This window comes from Candidatus Zymogenaceae bacterium (genome assembly GCA_016931225.1).
Taxonomy (GTDB): Bacteria; Desulfobacterota; Zymogenia; order Zymogenales; family Zymogenaceae; genus JAFGFE01.
On the sequence record JAFGFE010000008.1, the window covers coordinates 18,514 to 35,996 of the forward strand.

General features: G+C 56.3%; 11 protein-coding genes. 4 read left to right on the forward strand and 7 right to left on the reverse strand.

Features of this window, described 5'->3' with window-relative positions; translation table 11 throughout:
- Positions 1-184 precede the first annotated feature (184 nt).
- From JW885_03370 to JW885_03380, 3 genes are all read left to right on the forward strand, one after another.
- Positions 185-1,006: an MBL fold metallo-hydrolase gene (locus JW885_03370; protein ID MBN1881190.1), complete on the forward strand. Its 822-nt coding sequence runs from the start codon at positions 185-187 to the stop codon at positions 1,004-1,006.
- A 162-nt stretch (positions 1,007-1,168) separates the two neighbouring features.
- Complete coding sequence (locus tag JW885_03375; protein MBN1881191.1) at positions 1,169-2,716, forward strand: AMP-binding protein; 1,548 nt, start codon at positions 1,169-1,171, stop codon at positions 2,714-2,716.
- Between the two features lie 729 nt (positions 2,717-3,445).
- Complete coding sequence (locus tag JW885_03380) at positions 3,446-7,780, forward strand: PAS domain S-box protein (GenBank protein MBN1881192.1); 4,335 nt, start codon at positions 3,446-3,448, stop codon at positions 7,778-7,780.
- A gap of 19 nt (positions 7,781-7,799) precedes the next feature.
- On the opposite strand, the gene JW885_03385 is transcribed toward JW885_03380, so the two are convergent.
- Together JW885_03385 and JW885_03390 are read right to left on the reverse strand one after the other, a co-directional pair.
- Entirely contained in the window at positions 7,800-8,360 is a 561-nt protein-coding gene (locus JW885_03385; protein ID MBN1881193.1) for a DUF2179 domain-containing protein, read from the reverse strand.
- A 470-nt stretch (positions 8,361-8,830) separates the two neighbouring features.
- Entirely contained in the window at positions 8,831-9,802 is a 972-nt protein-coding gene (locus JW885_03390; GenBank protein ID MBN1881194.1) for a GDP-mannose 4,6-dehydratase, read from the reverse strand.
- Positions 9,803-10,383: 581 nt separating this feature from the next.
- Between JW885_03390 and JW885_03395 the strand changes: the two genes are divergently transcribed.
- Positions 10,384-12,090, forward strand: a complete 1,707-nt coding sequence (locus JW885_03395; protein ID MBN1881195.1) for an AMP-binding protein — start codon at positions 10,384-10,386, stop codon at positions 12,088-12,090.
- 133 nt (positions 12,091-12,223) lie between these two features.
- Here the strand turns inward: JW885_03395 and rfaD are convergent, their stop codons facing one another.
- The 5 genes from rfaD to JW885_03420 all read right to left on the reverse strand — a co-directional run bounded on the left by rfaD (position 12,224) and on the right by JW885_03420 (position 17,476).
- Positions 12,224-13,312: an ADP-glyceromanno-heptose 6-epimerase gene (rfaD, locus tag JW885_03400; protein MBN1881196.1), complete on the reverse strand. Its 1,089-nt coding sequence runs from the start codon at positions 13,310-13,312 to the stop codon at positions 12,224-12,226.
- Positions 13,309-13,752, reverse strand: a complete 444-nt coding sequence (locus tag JW885_03405; GenBank protein ID MBN1881197.1) for a hypothetical protein — start codon at positions 13,750-13,752, stop codon at positions 13,309-13,311. The genes rfaD and JW885_03405 overlap by 4 nt, the downstream gene beginning before the upstream one ends.
- 62 nt (positions 13,753-13,814) lie before the next feature.
- A complete protein-coding gene (locus JW885_03410) occupies positions 13,815-15,761 on the reverse strand; it encodes an iron hydrogenase small subunit (protein MBN1881198.1) in 1,947 nt (648 codons plus the stop codon).
- Positions 15,762-15,770: 9 nt separating this feature from the next.
- Positions 15,771-16,958 (reverse strand): SLBB domain-containing protein, encoded by a 1,188-nt coding sequence (locus JW885_03415; protein ID MBN1881199.1) that lies wholly within the window; start codon positions 16,956-16,958, stop codon positions 15,771-15,773.
- Positions 16,955-17,476: an NAD(P)H-dependent oxidoreductase subunit E gene (locus JW885_03420; GenBank protein ID MBN1881200.1), complete on the reverse strand. Its 522-nt coding sequence runs from the start codon at positions 17,474-17,476 to the stop codon at positions 16,955-16,957. The genes JW885_03415 and JW885_03420 overlap by 4 nt, the downstream gene beginning before the upstream one ends.
- Between the last annotated feature and the right edge of the window lie 7 nt (positions 17,477-17,483).

A 17,483-nucleotide genomic window follows, 5' to 3' on the forward strand; every position in this document is an offset into this window, starting at 1 on the left:
CTGTGGCGGCAACGGGGACATTCGACGCCCTCTTCTTTCTTTTAATCGGCCTCTTTATCGATGGGGTTGAATAATGGTGGCCTTTGGGTGTGTTTCGTGATAGACATGACAGAGAAAGCCGTTTTTGCAGGAGCCTCATCGGTTTTATAATTCGTTGAATATACTGTAACGTGAAAGTATCGATGTGAATTACGGCACACTCCTTGAAACTTCAGACTTCGGAGACGTCACACAGATCAGGCTGGCCCGGACCCTGGACGAAAATCCCCTCTACACGGTGTGCGCCTACCTGGTGGACGGCCTGTTGATCGATACCGGCCCCGCCCACACCGCCGGTGTGCTTTCGGATTATCTGGCCGAAAAGACCCTCCGCGCGGCCGTCAATACCCACTACCACGAGGACCACGTGGGCGCCAACAGATTGCTTTCCGAGCGCTTCGGTATCGACATCTTCGCCCGCGCCGACGCCGTTTCCCCCATCGCGAATCCGCCGGCGATTCTCTCCTACCAGGAGACGGTGTGGGGTGTGCCGGAAGGAAGCGCCGTCCTCCCCCTGGGAGACACCATCGGCACCCCACGCTTTTCCTTCGATGTGGTACATACGCCGGGGCATTCAAAAGGAGACGTGACGCTGGTGGAAAGGGAAACCGGCTGGTGTTTTTCCGGCGATCTCATCAGTGCTCCCAAACCCAAAACCGCTCGGCGGGAGGAGGACGTGCCCGCCATGATCGCGTCCCTCAGAGAGCTTTCCACCCACCCCGCCCCCGCCCTCACCCTTTTCACGGCCACCGGCGCCGTCTTTGAAAACGGCCGGGAGACCCTCCTGGCGGCGGCGGAGTATCTCGAAAGGATCGGGGAAGAAGCCCGTGCCCTTCATCGGGAAGGATGTGAGCCCGCCGACATCATGCACAAACTGTTCGGCAGGGAAACCGCTCTAAAAGATCTCACCGAAGGAGACTTTTCCACCGAAAACCTGATTCGTTCACTGCTTTACTTGCAAAAATGAACAATTTTTTTTATACTAAGCAATACTATTTCAATTTCGTGTAGACTGAAAACTCCTTGTATCCCTGCTCGATCGCGTCCCATCCGTTTCCAATACTCAGGTCTGACGCGCCGATACGTTGCGCTTGATCTATTTCCATACATATTCAAGAGGAGTCATATCATGACGTCGAAAAAGGCCACTGGGACCCTGACCGTCGGTAACATCATCAAGGTCGCCTCGGTACGTTTTCGAGACCGGGAAGCGGTCTACTGCGCCATCACGGGAAGACGCTTCACCTACGGGGAGATGAATCGGCGGACCAACTCCCTGGCCAACGGGCTTCTGGGCCTGGGGGCGAAGAAGAAACAGGTCTGCGCCTTTTTGATGTACAACCGGGCCGAGATCGTGGAGACCTATTTCGCCCTGGCGAAAATCGGCGTGCTGGGCATTCCCCTCAACTATCGCCTGGCGCCGGCGGAGATGGCGGAGCTGATGAATTTCTGCGACGCCGAGTATCTTATTTTCGAGTCGGCGTTCACCGACACGGTGGCGGGCATCAGGGGGGACCTCAAGAAGGTGAAGACGTTTCTCTGTACCGGCGAAGACGTACCCGATTTCGCCGGGTCCTATGAGGAACTGCTTTCAAAATCCGACGATACGGAGCCGGATGTGGATGTGAGCGAGGAGGATTACCAGTATCTCAACCTCACCTCCGGCACCACCGGGCTTCCAAAGGCCTATCTCCTCACCCAATACAACAACGCCACCGCCGGGCCGCTCATGGCCATGGCCCATGACTTGTGTGAAAGCGACGTCATCCTGACGGTCTTTCCGGTGTTCGGTCGGGTGGGATTCGCCTGGAGTGCCATGTCCATGATGGTGGGCGCCAAGAACGTGTTGTGCCAGTTCGGCCAGACCAGCATGCTTCAACTCATCCAGGAGGAAAAGGTCACCATCAGCAACTGGGTGCCGACGATCGCGTCAATTGTGTTCAGCCTGCCGGACTACAGGGACTATGACTTCTCAAGCCTCCGGGGCCTGGTATTCGCCGCGTCTCCCTTCCCCCAAAGCCTCCAGGAGCGGGTCAAGCGTGAGCTGTGTCCCAATATCTACGAGTTTTACGGGCTCCAGGAGAGCGGCATTCTGACCCAGATAAAACCGAGGGACAAGGACCGAAAGCCCGGCTCTGTGGGACTGCCCCACCTGGGTGCGGACGTTCGGGTGATCGACGCCCAGGGGAGGGACTGTCCCCCGGGTGAGATCGGCGAGATCATCGGCCGGGGGAGCGCCGTGACCACCGGGTATTTCAAGAATGAGGAAAAGACCCGGGAGATGTTTAAAGGCGGATGGTTTCATACCGGGGATTTGGGCTACTTCGATGACGAGGGCTTTTTGTTTCTCTCGGGCCGCATGAAGGACATGATCATCAGCGGCGGGCAGAACGTCTTCGCCGCCGAGGTGGAGGACGTAATGATCAGCCACGAGGCGGTGCTGGACTGCGCGGTCATCGGACTGCCGGATGAGAAATGGGGCGAGGCGGTGACGGCGGTGATCATCAAGGATCCCAATACCGACGTGTCCGAGGAGGACCTGATCGAGTACGCCCGGAACAAGATCGCCCACTTCAAGGCGCCCAAGCGGATTATTTTTACCGACACCATCCCCAGGACGCCCACCGGCAAGGTAACCAAGTACGTACTGGTTGATCAATATGCGAAGAAAGACTGATCGGTAAAAGGGTATTCGAATCCGAACGAGAGGGAGAAATCCATGATGCTCACGGATTGACCATGGACAGGCGATCAGATTCTCAAAATATGGTATAATTATACTATTATGCCGATCTCGTTTCCGGTTGTCACACCGCCGGATGTGGGGAGCGTTGATCGACATGGTTTGGGGTGGAATAATGCGGTATCGGTTTTTTGTCTGATGTGCACGGGTCGGGCGGGGATTGATTGCCGGAGAGGGGGTATATAAACATCAACAGATTATTCACACCAAATCAGATTCATGATTATTGGTGTTGATAACCTGTGGATAATTTGGTGAAAAGGAGAAAAAAAGCACGTAATCATGAGCCTTTACCGCCTCTGCTTAAATAGTAAGCAGCCCGAAATGTGAAAGATATCGTAAGGTTGAGTCATATTTGTCGGTTTTTGTGACGATTCGGACAATAATTTTTACTGTTTTTTTACAATCGGCATGTAAAAAGTTATTCACAAGCGGCCTTTTTAAGGGCATACAGTCGGGTAATGGTGTGCAAGACGGTCTCGATTATTCATTATATCCGGCGTCGACGTGAATCGTCGGTTTTCTATTGTCCGATTTTTTATCCTATGTCGTTTCCTTCGATTGCGACGGAACGGTATGCTGCCGGATCGTCCGGGGTGTTCGATCGATCGCTGCTTTTTTGAAAACAGTGTATGATAAAACACGTGATCAGTTGGATTACCAATGAAAGATGAACGAAAGACGAAGGCTGAACTGATCCGAGAGCTGTCTGACCTCAGAAAGCGGGTCAAGGCTCTTGAGTCGTCTTCCGAGAGGGGATCTCTCGAACCCGTTTCTGCAGACATGACCCGTCTGATGCTGGTGCATACCGAGGATGCCGCCCTGGTAACCGAAGAGGGACGCATAATCATGGCCAATGAACAGGCCGTGAAGATCTTCGAGAAAGATGACGGTGAGCTCGAGGGACGACATATCACCTCCCTCGTTCATCCCGGAGATCGGGATATCATGAATATCCTGGAAAAATCCTCAAGTCATCAAGAGCAGATGCCCGACAGCGTTGTCGTTCGTGCGGACACCGCCGACGGGGATGCGCATTTTCTGGAGGTAAACATCTTCGCCCAGGAAGCCGACGGGGTGTGCCGTACCGTATTTGTCTTCACGGATGTCACAAGCGATATCCATCTCAAGAAAGACCGTAACCGTTTCCAGGAGCAATCCCGGCTTATATACAACACCATACCGATTCCCACATACACCTGGTGGTTCGATGGGGACACCTTTGTCCTGATCGCCGGCAATAAATCGGCGGCCGAAAGCGACAACGAACGTCCGAACGACTGGATAGGGATGACAATTGAAAATCTGACCAAGAATCAACCCCAGATACGCCAGGACATCTCAGCCTGTTATTTTAACGACCATCCAGTCATCCGGGAGGTGGACTACTTTCCCATCGGCCGGTTCATGGGGGGAAGGTATCGCGTACACGCCATTCCCATTCCCGAAGATTTGGTTATCATGTTCGTCGAAGATGTGACACGGCAAAAAGGGATGGAAAGCGCCCTATCCGAACAGCGGGAGCGATACCTGAGGCTTGTGGAAAGCGTCAAAGCCGTGGCGTTCTATCTGGATGAAAACAACAGCATCACCTATATCAGTCCCACAATACAGGATCTGGCAGGTTACGATCCGGATTACCTCATCGGCAGGGCGTTCAAGGAACTGGTGGACCCGGAGGATGTTTCCGTCTTTCTTAAGGAATTCGACCAAATAGTAAACGGCACGAGGGAATCCTTGGAATTCTCTCTGGTGGATGAGTATCAGAAAAAACACACCATGACGGCGACACTCTATCCCATTACAATCGGCGACGATCAGTACGGCGTCATCGCCGGCGTCATGACGGAGGTCGGCTCCCGTTCGAATCTCACGGAGCAGCTCGAAAGAATCAACCGATCATGGCGGGGAACCTTTGACGCTATCCAGGATTTAATTATCGTGATTGGAAACGACGACGAAATTGTCCGTGCCAACAAGGCGTTTGCATACTCGTATAATCGTAAACCTCAGGATATCATCGGCCAGACCTATACTGACCTGCTTACCCAGACAGACGTTCCCCGGCTTTTATTCCCCAAGAGAAAACACCCGGGAACCCGGGAAATGACGAGAAAAGAGTTCCAGGAGCCGATCCTTGGCACCTATTTCACCGTTACCTCATCACCCTATTTCACGGAAGAGGGACAGGTGATCGGAACGGTATACGTCTTTCGGGATATTAGCGAACGGAGGAAGGTTGAGAAGGAACTCAGGAATTCGGAAGAAAAATACCGGGCGGTGGTAGAAAATTCGCTCAACTCCATTGTCATCATCCAAGACGGCAGGATTGTGTATGCCAATCCGATAACGATGTTTTTTATGGGGTACACGTTTCAAGAACTCCAGAGCATCGATTTTCTTGACCTCGTTCATCCGGATGACCGACCGGCAATTATCCAGCGATACAGCAATCGTATGACGGGAAAGGATCTGCCGAACCGGTTAGTGTGTCGTGTTATCAGAAAAAACGGCGGCATATATTGGGTGGAAAGCAGAACCGTAATCATCGAATGGGAGGGGAAATCGGCCACACTCTCCGTCCTCAGCAACATCACCGACAGAGTGGAGGCGGACGAGAAGCGGGCCTACGAGCAGGCCATCGACGGGATGCTCGTCGGGGTGTCCCAGCGGATAAACCGGGGGGGGGAGCTGGATGAGATCATCGGCGACCTGCTCGCCCACTCCGGAGAAACCCTCAAAGTATCCCGAGCGTATCTTATGGAGTTGAATGAAGACCGGGAAAAGGTACAGAACATCCATGAGTGGTGCGCCGAGGGCGTAGTCCCTTACCATAAAAAAACGGAAGGCCAGAGTATCGAGGAATTACCTCATCTGAAGGATGTGCTTGACAACCGGAAGACGCTTATCATTGAAGATAACGAGGACACATCAAAACTAAGTGGAGATGAAAGACGGATTTCGATCGATTCAAAGATGAGCGCCCTCATTCTAGTGCCCCTTATCCTGGATGACATCGCCTATGGATTTATCGCCTATGAAGTAATCGGCGGCAAGAGGGTCTGGAACATGATGGAGCAGATCGCCGTCCGAAGCATCTCGAACAACATCACCCGTCTGATGGAGCGGCGTCGAGCCAAGAAATACCTGACTGAAAGCAAGGACTTTCTCGAGGCAATCATATTGACGATGTCCGACGGACTGTCGATAGTAAACAACCGGGGAGAGTACCAGTACATCAACCCGGCCATGACCCGGATAACCGGGTATACATTGGAAGAGGTGGTGGGGGAACACCCGGAGAATCCGCATCCCTACTGGCCCAATGATCAGGAGGAGTACCTCATACAGATGTTTCTGCGTACGATGGAGGGAAATCTGGACAGCTTTGAGGCGATATGTCTCAGAAAGGACGCTAAGCGATTCCCGGTATTGGTCAGCCCCTGGTGGATATATGACGATGAGGGTAATCCGAAGACTTACTGCGCCATCGTTCGGGACATCACGGAGATCAAAAGGGCGGAGGAGGCGCTGAGGGCGTCCGAGAAAAAATTCCGCACGATCTTCGAATCTTCGAGGGACGGCATATACCTGACAAGCGTCGAGGGAGAGGTGCTGGACGCCAATAACGCTCTGGGTGAAATGCTCGGGTATTCCATGGAGGAATTATTCTCAACGAACACCGTGAGACTCTATGATTCACGGAAGGCGAGAGAGAGATTCCAAAGAGATATCGAGAAAGAGGGATTTCTGATCGATTACACGCTGACGTTGAAGAAAAAAGACGGTACGTTCATTGATTGTGAGGAATCGGCCACCGTGATACGTGATGGAGATGGAAATATTGTCGGGTACCAGGGTATTATTCGGGACGTGACCGAAAGACGGAAGATGGAGGAGCGACTGGCCCAGGCGGAGCGTCTTTCGAGCATGGGAGGAATGCTTTCCGGCATCGCCCATGAATTGAACAATCCCATCACCTCAGTAAAGGGCCATGCCGATCTTTTGAAGAAGAAAACCGCCGATCCGTATGCGAAAAAGAAGGCGGAGATTATCAGCAAGGAATCCGATCGGTGCTCAAAGATTGTTCGGGGATTGTTAACATTTTCCCGCAAGCATAAACCGGAACGCAGGCCCATAGACATCAACGCGATCATCATCGATTCCATTGGGATGTTGAAAAGTCAGCTTACGAAGCAGGCCGTCGTAATCTCGACCGATCTTTCGGATGCGATTCCTCCCACCGTAGGCGACGGAATTCAGCTTCAGCAGGTATTCGTCAACATCATCACAAACGCCCAGGACGCGATGAAATCCCGGGAAGAAAAAGTCCTGACGGTGAAATCCCATCTGTCAAAAGGCAGTGTCGTCATAACATTCAGCGATACCGGCTCGGGCATTGACAAACGGATTAAAAAACAAATTTTTGATCCCTTTTTCACCACCAAGGAAACCGGAATGGGAACCGGTCTCGGCCTTTCCATCGCGTATGGTATTATACACGAGCACGGCGGAAAAATAGAGGCCGAGAACAATGAAGCCGGCGGCGCCGTATTTACCGTGGAACTGCCGGTGGTCAGGCCGGATACGAGGTCGGCGCCGCAGGTCAGGTCGTACGTGGGCACGTCCCGGCATGCGTCGGTGCTGGTAGTGGAGCCGGACGAACATTTACGGTCTTTGCTTGAAGAATCCCTGAACGACGCGGGTTATCGCGTGACGACAACGGGTGATGGATCGGAGGCGAAGAAACTCCTCAAAACGGACTCTTTCGATACAGTCGTCAGTGCAATGAAGGTTCCCGGCGTGAGCGGTCGGGCGCTCTATGCGTATCTCAAAAAACATGACGCAGCCACCGCACGGCGTATGGTAATTATCACAGCCGATGTGATCAGCGAGGAGGCGGAGCGGTTTCTGGAGGAAATGGAGGGTCGCTACCTTGCGAAGCCGTTTCCCACCGAGGACCTTCTTAGGATGCTTTCGCGGGTGCTCGATTCATAAGGGGCACCGTCCCCGCCGTCTACTTCCCCTTTCTGAAAAAACCGAAAGGAATTTTTCGGACGCCTTTCTTGTTCGGGAAGGGGGATTTGCTGACGTGTTTGACCTCCTCCACAGAGTATACGGCATTGGGATTGTACGCACGTATCACCTGGATCAGGTGGGGGATCTCCTTTCGCTGCACGATGGTATAGATGACGTCCACCGGACCGAAGGCACCCTGGGCGTTTACGCGGGTGATGCCATATCCCTCATGCTTGAGAAATTTCATAAGGCGGGCCGCGTCCTTTTTGGTGATGATGCGAAGCTGCATGATTCCCACCGACAGCTTTTCCTCGATAACCACCCCCAGGAAAACCCCCGTGGCGAACCCTCCGGCGTAGGCCAGATAATTGATCGGATTCGTGAGGTTTTGTATGATCTGACCCAGGGCGATCAGCCAGATGAGCACCTCGAAAAATCCGAGAAAGCTCGCAATGATTTTCAGTCCCTTGGCGACATATATGATGCGAAGCGTTCCAATGGTCACGTCTGAAATCCGGGCCAGAAAAATGAGCAGCGGTATCACCACGTACTGGAACATGTGACACTCCCTTGTTAACCGGAAAATAAAAGCGGGACGATTCGCCAATGAAATCGCCCCGAAACTGGAACATGCGGCGCACGCATGTATTAGTGCACACCGTAAGTATACCACGAATCATCCGGAGAACATCGTTTTTTTATTCAACCGGTTGCGCTTATATTTTTTTCGCACAGTGTTGAGTATGTCCGGGAACGATCCGTATCGAGGATGAATGGGCGGCCGGGTTGTCCATGGTGTCGAATCGGCGGGTCCCGGCGCATGACGGTGCGGGAAATAGTATCTCCAGATCCCGGGCCCGGGGATGATGCGCATGATCAGATCGGATCCGACGGCCCAATTGCGGAATGATCGCGCCCCGGGCCGATGCCGCGGCGCCTTGACGCCCCGTCGTCGACGGCGAGAGAGGGGCCCTCAATGCCGCGGCGGGTCCGAAAGGTGATGCGGGATCGCGGTGGGGAAGGGGCGTCTTATGCCCGACGCTCTGTGCGATACCATGCCAGGAACCGATCGATGCCGGTCTCGATGGGCGTTGTGGGCCGATATCCTAAAAGACGCCGTGCCTTTTCGATATCCGCGTAGGTAGTCTGCACGTCTCCCGGTTGCGCGGGCATCATAATGGTGTTCGCGGTCTTGTTGAGGCCGGCCTCAATATGCCCGATCATCTCGATGAGCGGAACGCGGGTGGCCTCGCCCAGGTTGAAGATCTCGAACACGGGCGCGGACGCGCTCATGACGAACTCGACACCGCCCAGAACGCCTTGGATGATATCATCGATGTAGGTGTAATCCCGGCTGCTCTTTCCCTCGTGAAACACCCTGATGGGCTGACCTGAATCGATCAGGTCGGTGAACTTATGAATGGCCATGTCCGGTCGCTGCCGGGGGCCGTAGACGGTGAAGAATCGAAAGCAGAGGATATCCATTTGGAAGAGTCGGTGATAGGCGTAGCAGAGATGCTCGCCCGAGAGCTTCGTGACCCCATAGGGGGAGATGGGATGGATATCCGGATCGCTCTCCGAGAAGGGAATCCGGGGGCAGTTGCCGTAGACCGATGAGGACGAGGCGCAAAGCAGTTTTTTTATATTCCGGGCGTTCATCTCTTCCAGGAGGTTGTTGGTTCCGATGATATTGACCTCCTGGTAGAGGAGCGGATTTTCCAGGGACGGACGTACTCCCGCCATGGCGGCAAGGTGAATCACCAGGTCCGGCCTGTGAGCATCGAGAACCTCTCCGACAAAGCCGCGGTCTCTGATGTCTCCTTCGCACAGGGTATACAAGGGAGTCTCTTGGGCCGCCGCGATGTTTCTTCTCTTGACCGCCGGATTGTAGTAGTCGTTGAAGTTGTCGATGTTCACCACCCGCTCTCCGGACTCGAGCAGCCGGTCGGCCAGGTGAGAGCCGATAAAACCGGCGCCCCCCGTTATTGCTATGGTTGCCATGCGTGTGAAAGGCTCCTTTTTTTCTCCGCCGGGATAAAGCGGGATACAGATATATCGACACACGTTGTCGGTGACGATCGACCCAAACGAACGGACCCGGGATGTGTGTGGGCCGCCGTCGAAGAAGCTATTGTATCAAAGTAAAACGGAGGGGGACAAGACAAAAAAATCGTTTCAATCATGCAGATGGAAATTGATTGATTGATCACAGATGACATCCGGGGTGTGATACTGCTTGATTTTTCCCTTCGTTTCGGCTATGGTTAAAGGCAGATACGTCGCACGGTCGCTGTCCAGGAGGCAAAAGACAGCCCGGCGCCGACGATCCCCGGGGTGATGGGGATATGCGCGGGTGAGAATCCCTCTATTCCACACAAGCCGACACTCTGCGCGCACTCATATTTATTTTCTCTCAATAATCCCCCCGTTCCGCCCTGAAAGGGCTCAACGTGTTTCTCGATGCGGCCGTATGATCATCGAGAATTCTCACATGCCGCATTTTATATACGTAACACACAATTACTGTGTAACTCTCCTTCTCTTTACCAATTTTACTCATATCAGAGAAAGGATTACTGATCATGGCAGAAAAGCAGTTTTGGAGGAAGTCCTACGATCCGGGTATAGACGATATCGATCCGAAGACGTGGGAGATTTCCTATGTGGACGCCATCAGGCCGACCTTCAAACAGTTTCCCCAAAAGGCGGCGATGGCGTTTATGGGAGTCGAAATCACCTTCGCAGAATTAGAGGCGTATGCCAATCGCTTCGCGAACATGCTCAAGGAGCACGGCATCGGCAAAGGTGATGTGGTGGGGGTGAATCTTCCCAATATTCCGGAATACGTCATCGCCTGGCTGGGCGCCCTCAAGGCGGGGTGTGTGGTGTCGGGGGTGTCTCCGTTGTTGATGTCGGAAGGCATGCAGTATCAGCTCAAGGATTCCAAGGCCAAGTGTTTGGTGACCCTGGACGCGATTTTTGCGGCCCGACTCGTTCCCATCGCCGAGAGCCTCCCTGACCTGAAGGTGGTGGTCGCCGCCAGCGTGGGTGGGTTTCTGCCCGGCGTCAAGCGGTTTTTGGGAAAACTGCTCAAGAAAATTCCATCGGGCGCGGTGACGCCCCTTTCCGGCAAGACCGTCTACAAAATTGAGGACGTCATCAAGACCGGTCGCTTCTCGGACGTGGATCCGGGAATTACGATAAGCCCGGACGATCTCGCCTACATCCAGTACACCGGCGGCACCACCGGGCCGCCCAAGGGCGCCATGCTCACCCATCGAAACGCCGTGTCGGACCTCTTGATCGTTCAGCACTGGCTGGGCTGGGTGAAGGGCAAGGGACTGGCCCTGTCCGGATTTCCGTTCTTCCATATCGCCGGGCTTTTTTTCAACGAAAACTGCATCTACTTGGGTTGGACTCAGGTGCTGATCCCGAATCCAAGGGACACCAAGCACATCTGCAACGAGATCAAGAAATACCGTCCCACATCGCTGGTCAACGTGCCGTCGCTGTTCCAGATGTTGATCGCCGACCCCATGTTCAAGGAGATCGATCACTCAAACCTGGAGACCTGCATCTCGGCGGCGTCTCCCTTTCCCGAAGACTCCCAGAAGGAGTTGGAAAAAATCGTGGGCGCAGGCAAACTCCTTGAGGTGTACGGCATGAGCGAGACGGCGCCCCTGACGACCATGAATCCGTCTCTGGGAAGGAAAAAGCTCGGCTCTATCGGGCTGCCGCTGATCAACACTGATATCAAGCTGCTCGATCCTGCCACCGGCAAGGAGGTTGCCGTCGGCGAGCCGGGGGAAATCTGCGTGAAGGGTCCCCAGGTGATGACCGGCTATTTCAACAAGCCCGAAGAGACGAAGCTGGCTGTTGATAAAAACGGGTACATGCACACGGGTGATGTGGCGATATTCGACGAGGAGGGGTATCTCAGAATCGTCGACCGTACAAAGGACATGATCATCGTCGGCGGCTTCAAGGTGTTTTCGGTGAAGGTGGAGGATAAAATAATCGAGCATCCCGCCGTCGATATGATCGCCACGGTGGGTGTCGAAAATCCGGATCGTCCCGGCTCGGAGATCGTCAAGGCCTATATCCAGCTTGTCCCGGAATACAAAGACAAAGACAAAAAAGAGCTGGAGGCGGAGATTATCGCTTTTGCAAAGGAGAAGCTTGCGGCCTACGAGGTGCCCAAGGTCATCGAGTTTCGAGACGAGCTGCCGCTGACGGCGGTGGGAAAACTGGATAAAAAGGTGCTTCGCAGGGAGGCGGCCGGGAAGTAACGCTCGGCCCCGGATCACAAACCGGAGACAAACATAAATGCAACAAACCGGGGGCGGCGCCGATACGGCGCCGCCCCCCTTGCTTTATTGTTCGGATTGGCACGATATGTGAGCACACTATTTCAAAACCATGTCATGGAAGGTGATCTCCCTCTCCCGAGGCGTCGGATTGGCGTTGCCCGTCCGCTCCCGAGGACAGGGAAAGATGCTCGTGTACATATCGTCTCACACCGTCTTCAATGCTCACAAACGGTGTCGTATATCCGGCCCGGCGGAGCTTTTGCATGTCCGCCTGGGTGTGGTACTGGTAATTGTCGCGAATGCTTTCGGGCATGTCGATGAACCTGATTGTGGGCGGCATCTCCATTGCGGCGAACAGCGCCTTCGCCAGGTCGATCCACGTGCGGGCTTGACCTGTGCCGCAGTTGAACAGGCCCGATACCTCCGGGTGATCAAAGAAGAACAGTGTTACGGATACAGCATCACCCACGTAGATGAAGTCACGGTCCTGCTCGCCGTCCGAGTACTCGGGCCGATGCGAGCGAAACAGGGAGATCTCCCCGGTTTCGAGTATCTGGGCGTAGGCCTTGTTGACCAGCGAGCGCATCTCCCCCTTGTGGTCTTCCCACGGTCCGTACACGTTGAAGTACTTCAGCCCGGCGATCCGCCGGATCGCGCCCGACTTCAGCGCCCACAGATCGAACGTCTGTTTGGAGCGGCCGTAGAGGTTCAACGGCTCCAACAGAGGCGTGACGGCGTCGTCGTCGCAGTACCCCCGGCCGCCGTCGCCGTACGTGGCTGCGCTGGAGGCGTAGACGAACCGTGCGCCCTCCCGCAGCGACCATGTGCAGAGATCCCGGGTGTACCGGTAGTTGTTGTCCCACAGATACGCCTCGTTCGTTTCCGTCGTGGAGCTGCACGCGCCGAGATGGAACACGCAGCCGACCTTCGGAATCCGTCCGTCTGTGAGTCTCGATCGGAACTCAGTCTTGTCGATGTATTCTTCGAAACGAAGCCGCTTCAGGTTGGCGTCCTTGGCGGGATGATTGATGTTATCGACGATGATGATCCGCCCATAGCCCCGCTCGTTGAGGGCCCTGACGAGGTTGGCGCCGATAAATCCGGCCCCGCCCGTGACGATGAAGCGATCGGAAGCGGTTCGTACCTTTTTCTCCACGACGATCCTCTTTGTGGTGTGTGTTTTTGACGTATCGTATGTCATCGGTGTAAAAATCCCCCGGCCGCCGTACCGTGCACGGGATTTTCGGCTACTGTTATGATGTGCCGGATCCCCGCCCCTCCCGATACGCCCGGAAAGGGCTTTTCGGTGATCGTCGGCGATTCCGTCTCATCGAACACGACGACGTGATACACAGCATCCATCGCCGCCGGGAGGGAAGGGCGGTCGACTCGGACCTTGATCGGACGCAAAAGCCCCTCCGCTTTCGGCGGACAGAGGGAATCCACGTTCACGCTCGCCGCAGGGGCGTCTCCCCGGCGGCGGGCGCAGGATGGGTGTTCAATGTGGTCGGTAGGCGGCATATCGAAAAAGTCGTCGACGAAACCGGGTTTCAGGCCGGTCCGTCCGGTCCTCCGGCGTTCCCGTACCATCCGATCGAGGCTGAGAACCGTCACGTTCGGGTTGAACAATAAATCCTTCATTGCACGTTCATGCGTCTTTCGAGCGGATCCGCTTCGCGTCGGATCGCGCCGCAGCCCGTGCGTTATCCGATGTATTTTCCGCGTGGGGTGTAGTGCGTATGCAAGAGGTGATGACTCTTGTGTCCGCACGGCCCGTCGGTCAAAAACTCGCTGTACAGGTGCAGCACCGCCGGATTTTCGTGGCTCTTGCGGGCCTTGCCGGCTTTGCCGTAGGCCGCGTCTTCGGCGTAGATTGCCTGAGCGCGCGCCTCCCGTATGGCGGGACTGGTCGGGATCGGCTGGCCGCCGCCGCCGAGACAGCCGCCCGGGCATGCCATGAACTCGATGAAATGACACTCGCTGAACTTTCCGCCCGCCTTGATGTCCTCCATCACCTTCTTGATGTTGGCCGTGCCGTGGGCGATGCCGACCTTCAGGGTGGCGCCCTTGAGCCACTTCCAATCCGGCACGAGGTGGGCGATCAGCTCCGGCACCGGGCCGACCTTATCCGGGATCTTGACTTCCACGTAGCGGCAGCCCTCGAAGCCCCGCACCGGGATGATATCGGCGTGTTCGTAGAAATCCTCCACTTTTTTTCCGGAGACGAACTCGACCACCGATCGCAGCGCCGCCTCCATGACGCCGCCCGTCGCGCCGAAGATGACGCCCGAGCCGCTCGCCGTGCCGAAGGGGTCGTCGAAGTCGCTCTGGGGCATCTCGGGCAGGTTGATCCCGGCCTCACGGATCATCTGCGCACATTCCCGGGTGGTGAGGGTGTAGTCGATGTCCTTGTGGCCGCTGTCGCCCATCTCGGGGCGATCACACTCGAATTTCTTCGCCGAGCACGGCATGAGGGACACCGAGACGATGTCGGCGGGATCGATATCGTTAATCTGAGCGTACCATGTTTTAATGACCGCACCGAACATCTGTTGCGGGCTCTTACAAGAGGAGATGTGCGCGACATATTCGGGATAGAAGTGCTCGATGTACTTCACCCAGCCGGGGCTGCAGGACGTGAACTGCGGCAGCGGCATGGAGCCGTCGTTTTCGACGAGGTTTTTGTAGAGGCGCAGGATCAGCTCCGTGCCCTCCTCGATGATGGTCAGGTCGGCGGTGAAGTTGGTGTCGAAGACCCTATCGAAGCCGCAGCGACGCAGCGCCGTATTCATCTCCCAGGTCATGGGAGTGCCCGGCTCCATGCCGAACTCCTCGCAGATGCCGGCTCGGGGACTGGGCGCGGTCTGGATGACGACGTGCTTGGTCGGGTCGTCGATGGCGGCCCACACCTCGTCGGTGGGGTCGTTGGCCCGCAACGCCCCGGTGGGGCAGCGGTTGATGCACTGGCCGCAGTTGATGCAGACCACATCGCCCAGCGGCTTGTCGAGGTAGGTCGAGATCGTTGTGCCGTCACCACGCCCCACCGCTTCGAGGGCGCCCACGCCCTGCAGATCAAGGCAGGTCCGCACGCAGCGGCGGCAAAGGACGCACTTGTTCATGTCGCGCACAATCGCATAGCTGGAGCGGTCCACCGTGTGAATCGGCTTTTCGGGATGGCCGAAACGGAAAAAGTCGACGCCGTACTCCTTCGCCAGCGCCTGCAGCTCGCAGTTGTTGTTGCGGAGGCACGAGTAGCATTCGCCGTAATGCTCGGAGAGAAGCAGATCGATGATGTGCCGCCGGGCCTGACGAACCTTGGGCGAGTGTGTTTTCACCGTGATCGGCTGGGTGATCGGGTAGGCGCAGCTCGCCTGAAGCGTACGCTGTCCCTCGATCTCGACCACGCAGACGCGGCAGACGCCGGCCACACACAGGTCGTCGTGGTGGCACAGGGTCGGGATGTGGATGCCGAGCTGTCGGGTCGCATCCAGGATGGTCATGCCTACGGGCACCTTCAGTTCACGGCCGTCGATGGTCACTCCGATCGTCGCGCCGATGGCATCTGAGTTTCCCGGCGCATTCACAACCTGGGGTCGCTGGCTCGCGGGGGCGTGGCCGGAACCGCCGGCGCGCGGATTCTTCTGAGTCATATGTACCTCCTATACGGGAACCGCACGGGCGCGGCCCAGGATTTCGTGACGAAAATGCGTGACGATGGAGAGAAAGGCGTTGGGGCTCGATTGGCCGAGACCGCACTTGGACGCCGCCTGCATCGTCTCCCCGAGGGCGTAGAGGTCATCAAGATACGTGCTTGAGCACTCCCCTCGCTTGAGCATCCGCACGCCTTCGAGAAGCTTGACGTTGCCGATGCGACACGGTGTACACTGGCCGCAGGATTCGTCGGTGAAAAACTCAAGGAAATTTTCCGCCGCATCAAGCATGTCACGGTTGGGGCCGAAGACGATGACCGATCCACCGGTGGACACGTCCTCGTAGCTGACGGCGCGGGAGAACTCCGAGGCCGGCACGCAGTGGCCCGAAGCGCCGCCGATCACCACCGCCTTGGTGTTTTCGCCGCCCGCCGCCTTCAGGATGTCCGAAACGGTCGTGCCCATGGGAAATTCGTAGACCCCGGGGCGATCCACGTCGCCGGAGACGCTGAGCACCTTCGGGCCGGTGGAGGTATCGGTGCCGATGGCCTTGAACCAGTCCGCTCCTTTCGCACAGATGGAGGCGGCCCAGGCGAAGGTTTCCACGTTGTTGACTATGGTGGGCATGCCGTCGAGCCCCGTATTCACCGGGAAGGGCGGGCGGTTTCGTGCCTCGCCCCGGTATCCTTCGAGGCTCTCGATCAGCGCCGTCTCCTCACCGCAGATATACGCGCCGCAGCCCATGTGGACGCGGATGTCAAACGAGAAGTTGTCTCGACCCAGGATGCCGTCGCCCAGGAGGTTCGCTTCGCGCCGTTTGGCGAGACACTCTTCCAGGTCTTTTTGCAGATAGGTATATTCGCCGCGCAGGTACAGGATGCCCTCGGTCGCGCCGATGGCGTAGCCCGCGATGGTCATGCCCTCGAAAACGAGGTCAGGCCATTCGTTCAGGATCACCCGGTCCTTGAAGGTGCCGGGCTCCCCCTCGTCGGCGTTGCAGATGACGAACTTCTTCTCTGCTTTGGCCGCCGCCGCCAGGTTCCACTTCACGCCGGTGGGGAATCCCGCCCCGCCGCGCCCCTTCATGCCGGAGTCTCGGATCGCGCCGATCACTCCGGCCCGGTCGGTCGCCAGCGCCGTCTCCAGCCCCCGGTTTACCTCCATGGAGGCGAGGGTCATGTCGTTTCGAATTGTCATAATACGTGTTCCTCCTCGGTCTGGGGGGTGTGGGGACCGAACGCCTTCTCGCAGGCGGCAAGGATGTCGTGCACCTTATCGGGCGTTACGTGAGTGAAGACCTGGTCGTTCACCAGCATCGCCGGCCCCTGGTCGCACATGCCGATGCAATTGGCCCATTGTAGCGTGAAGCGTCCGTCCGACGTCGTTTCGCCGAAGTCGATACCGAGGTCGTTTTTGAGCTGCCTGGCCACCGCTTCCTTGCCCGCCATATCGCAGCTGATGGTGCGGCACAGACGGATCACAAACCGGCCGTGATACTTCTCGTTCAGAAAGGCGTAAAACGTCACCACCCCGTACACCTCGGCGGGATGAATGCCGAGCCGGTCGGCAAAGGTCTGCATGGTGAAATCGCTGATGGTGTGATATCGCTTCTGGATATCCTGTAGGATGGGTATGAGTGCGTTACGTCCGGTTCCGTGGACCTCGACGAGTTTGTCGATCTCGCCCATCAGCTTGTCCTGTTGGGTTGTGAGCATGTGTGTC

Bases quoted from the DNA above. Each gene is read 5' to 3' on its own strand.
- JW885_03375 (MBN1881191.1), top strand. From the start codon at position 1,169: ATGACGTCGAAAAAGGCCACTGGGACCCTGACCGTCGGTAACATCATC.
- JW885_03380 (MBN1881192.1), top strand. From the start codon at position 3,446: ATGAAAGATGAACGAAAGACGAAGGCTGAACTGATCCGAGAGCTGTCT.
- JW885_03385 (MBN1881193.1), bottom strand. From the start codon at position 8,360: ATGTTCCAGTACGTGGTGATACCGCTGCTCATTTTTCTGGCCCGGATT.
- JW885_03390 (MBN1881194.1), bottom strand. From the start codon at position 9,802: ATGGCAACCATAGCAATAACGGGGGGCGCCGGTTTTATCGGCTCTCAC.
- JW885_03395 (MBN1881195.1), top strand. From the start codon at position 10,384: ATGGCAGAAAAGCAGTTTTGGAGGAAGTCCTACGATCCGGGTATAGAC.
- rfaD (MBN1881196.1), bottom strand. From the start codon at position 13,312: ATGACATACGATACGTCAAAAACACACACCACAAAGAGGATCGTCGTG.
- JW885_03405 (MBN1881197.1), bottom strand. From the start codon at position 13,752: ATGAAGGATTTATTGTTCAACCCGAACGTGACGGTTCTCAGCCTCGAT.
- JW885_03410 (MBN1881198.1), bottom strand. From the start codon at position 15,761: ATGACTCAGAAGAATCCGCGCGCCGGCGGTTCCGGCCACGCCCCCGCG.
- JW885_03415 (MBN1881199.1), bottom strand. From the start codon at position 16,958: ATGACAATTCGAAACGACATGACCCTCGCCTCCATGGAGGTAAACCGG.
- JW885_03420 (MBN1881200.1), bottom strand. From the start codon at position 17,476: ATGCTCACAACCCAACAGGACAAGCTGATGGGCGAGATCGACAAACTC.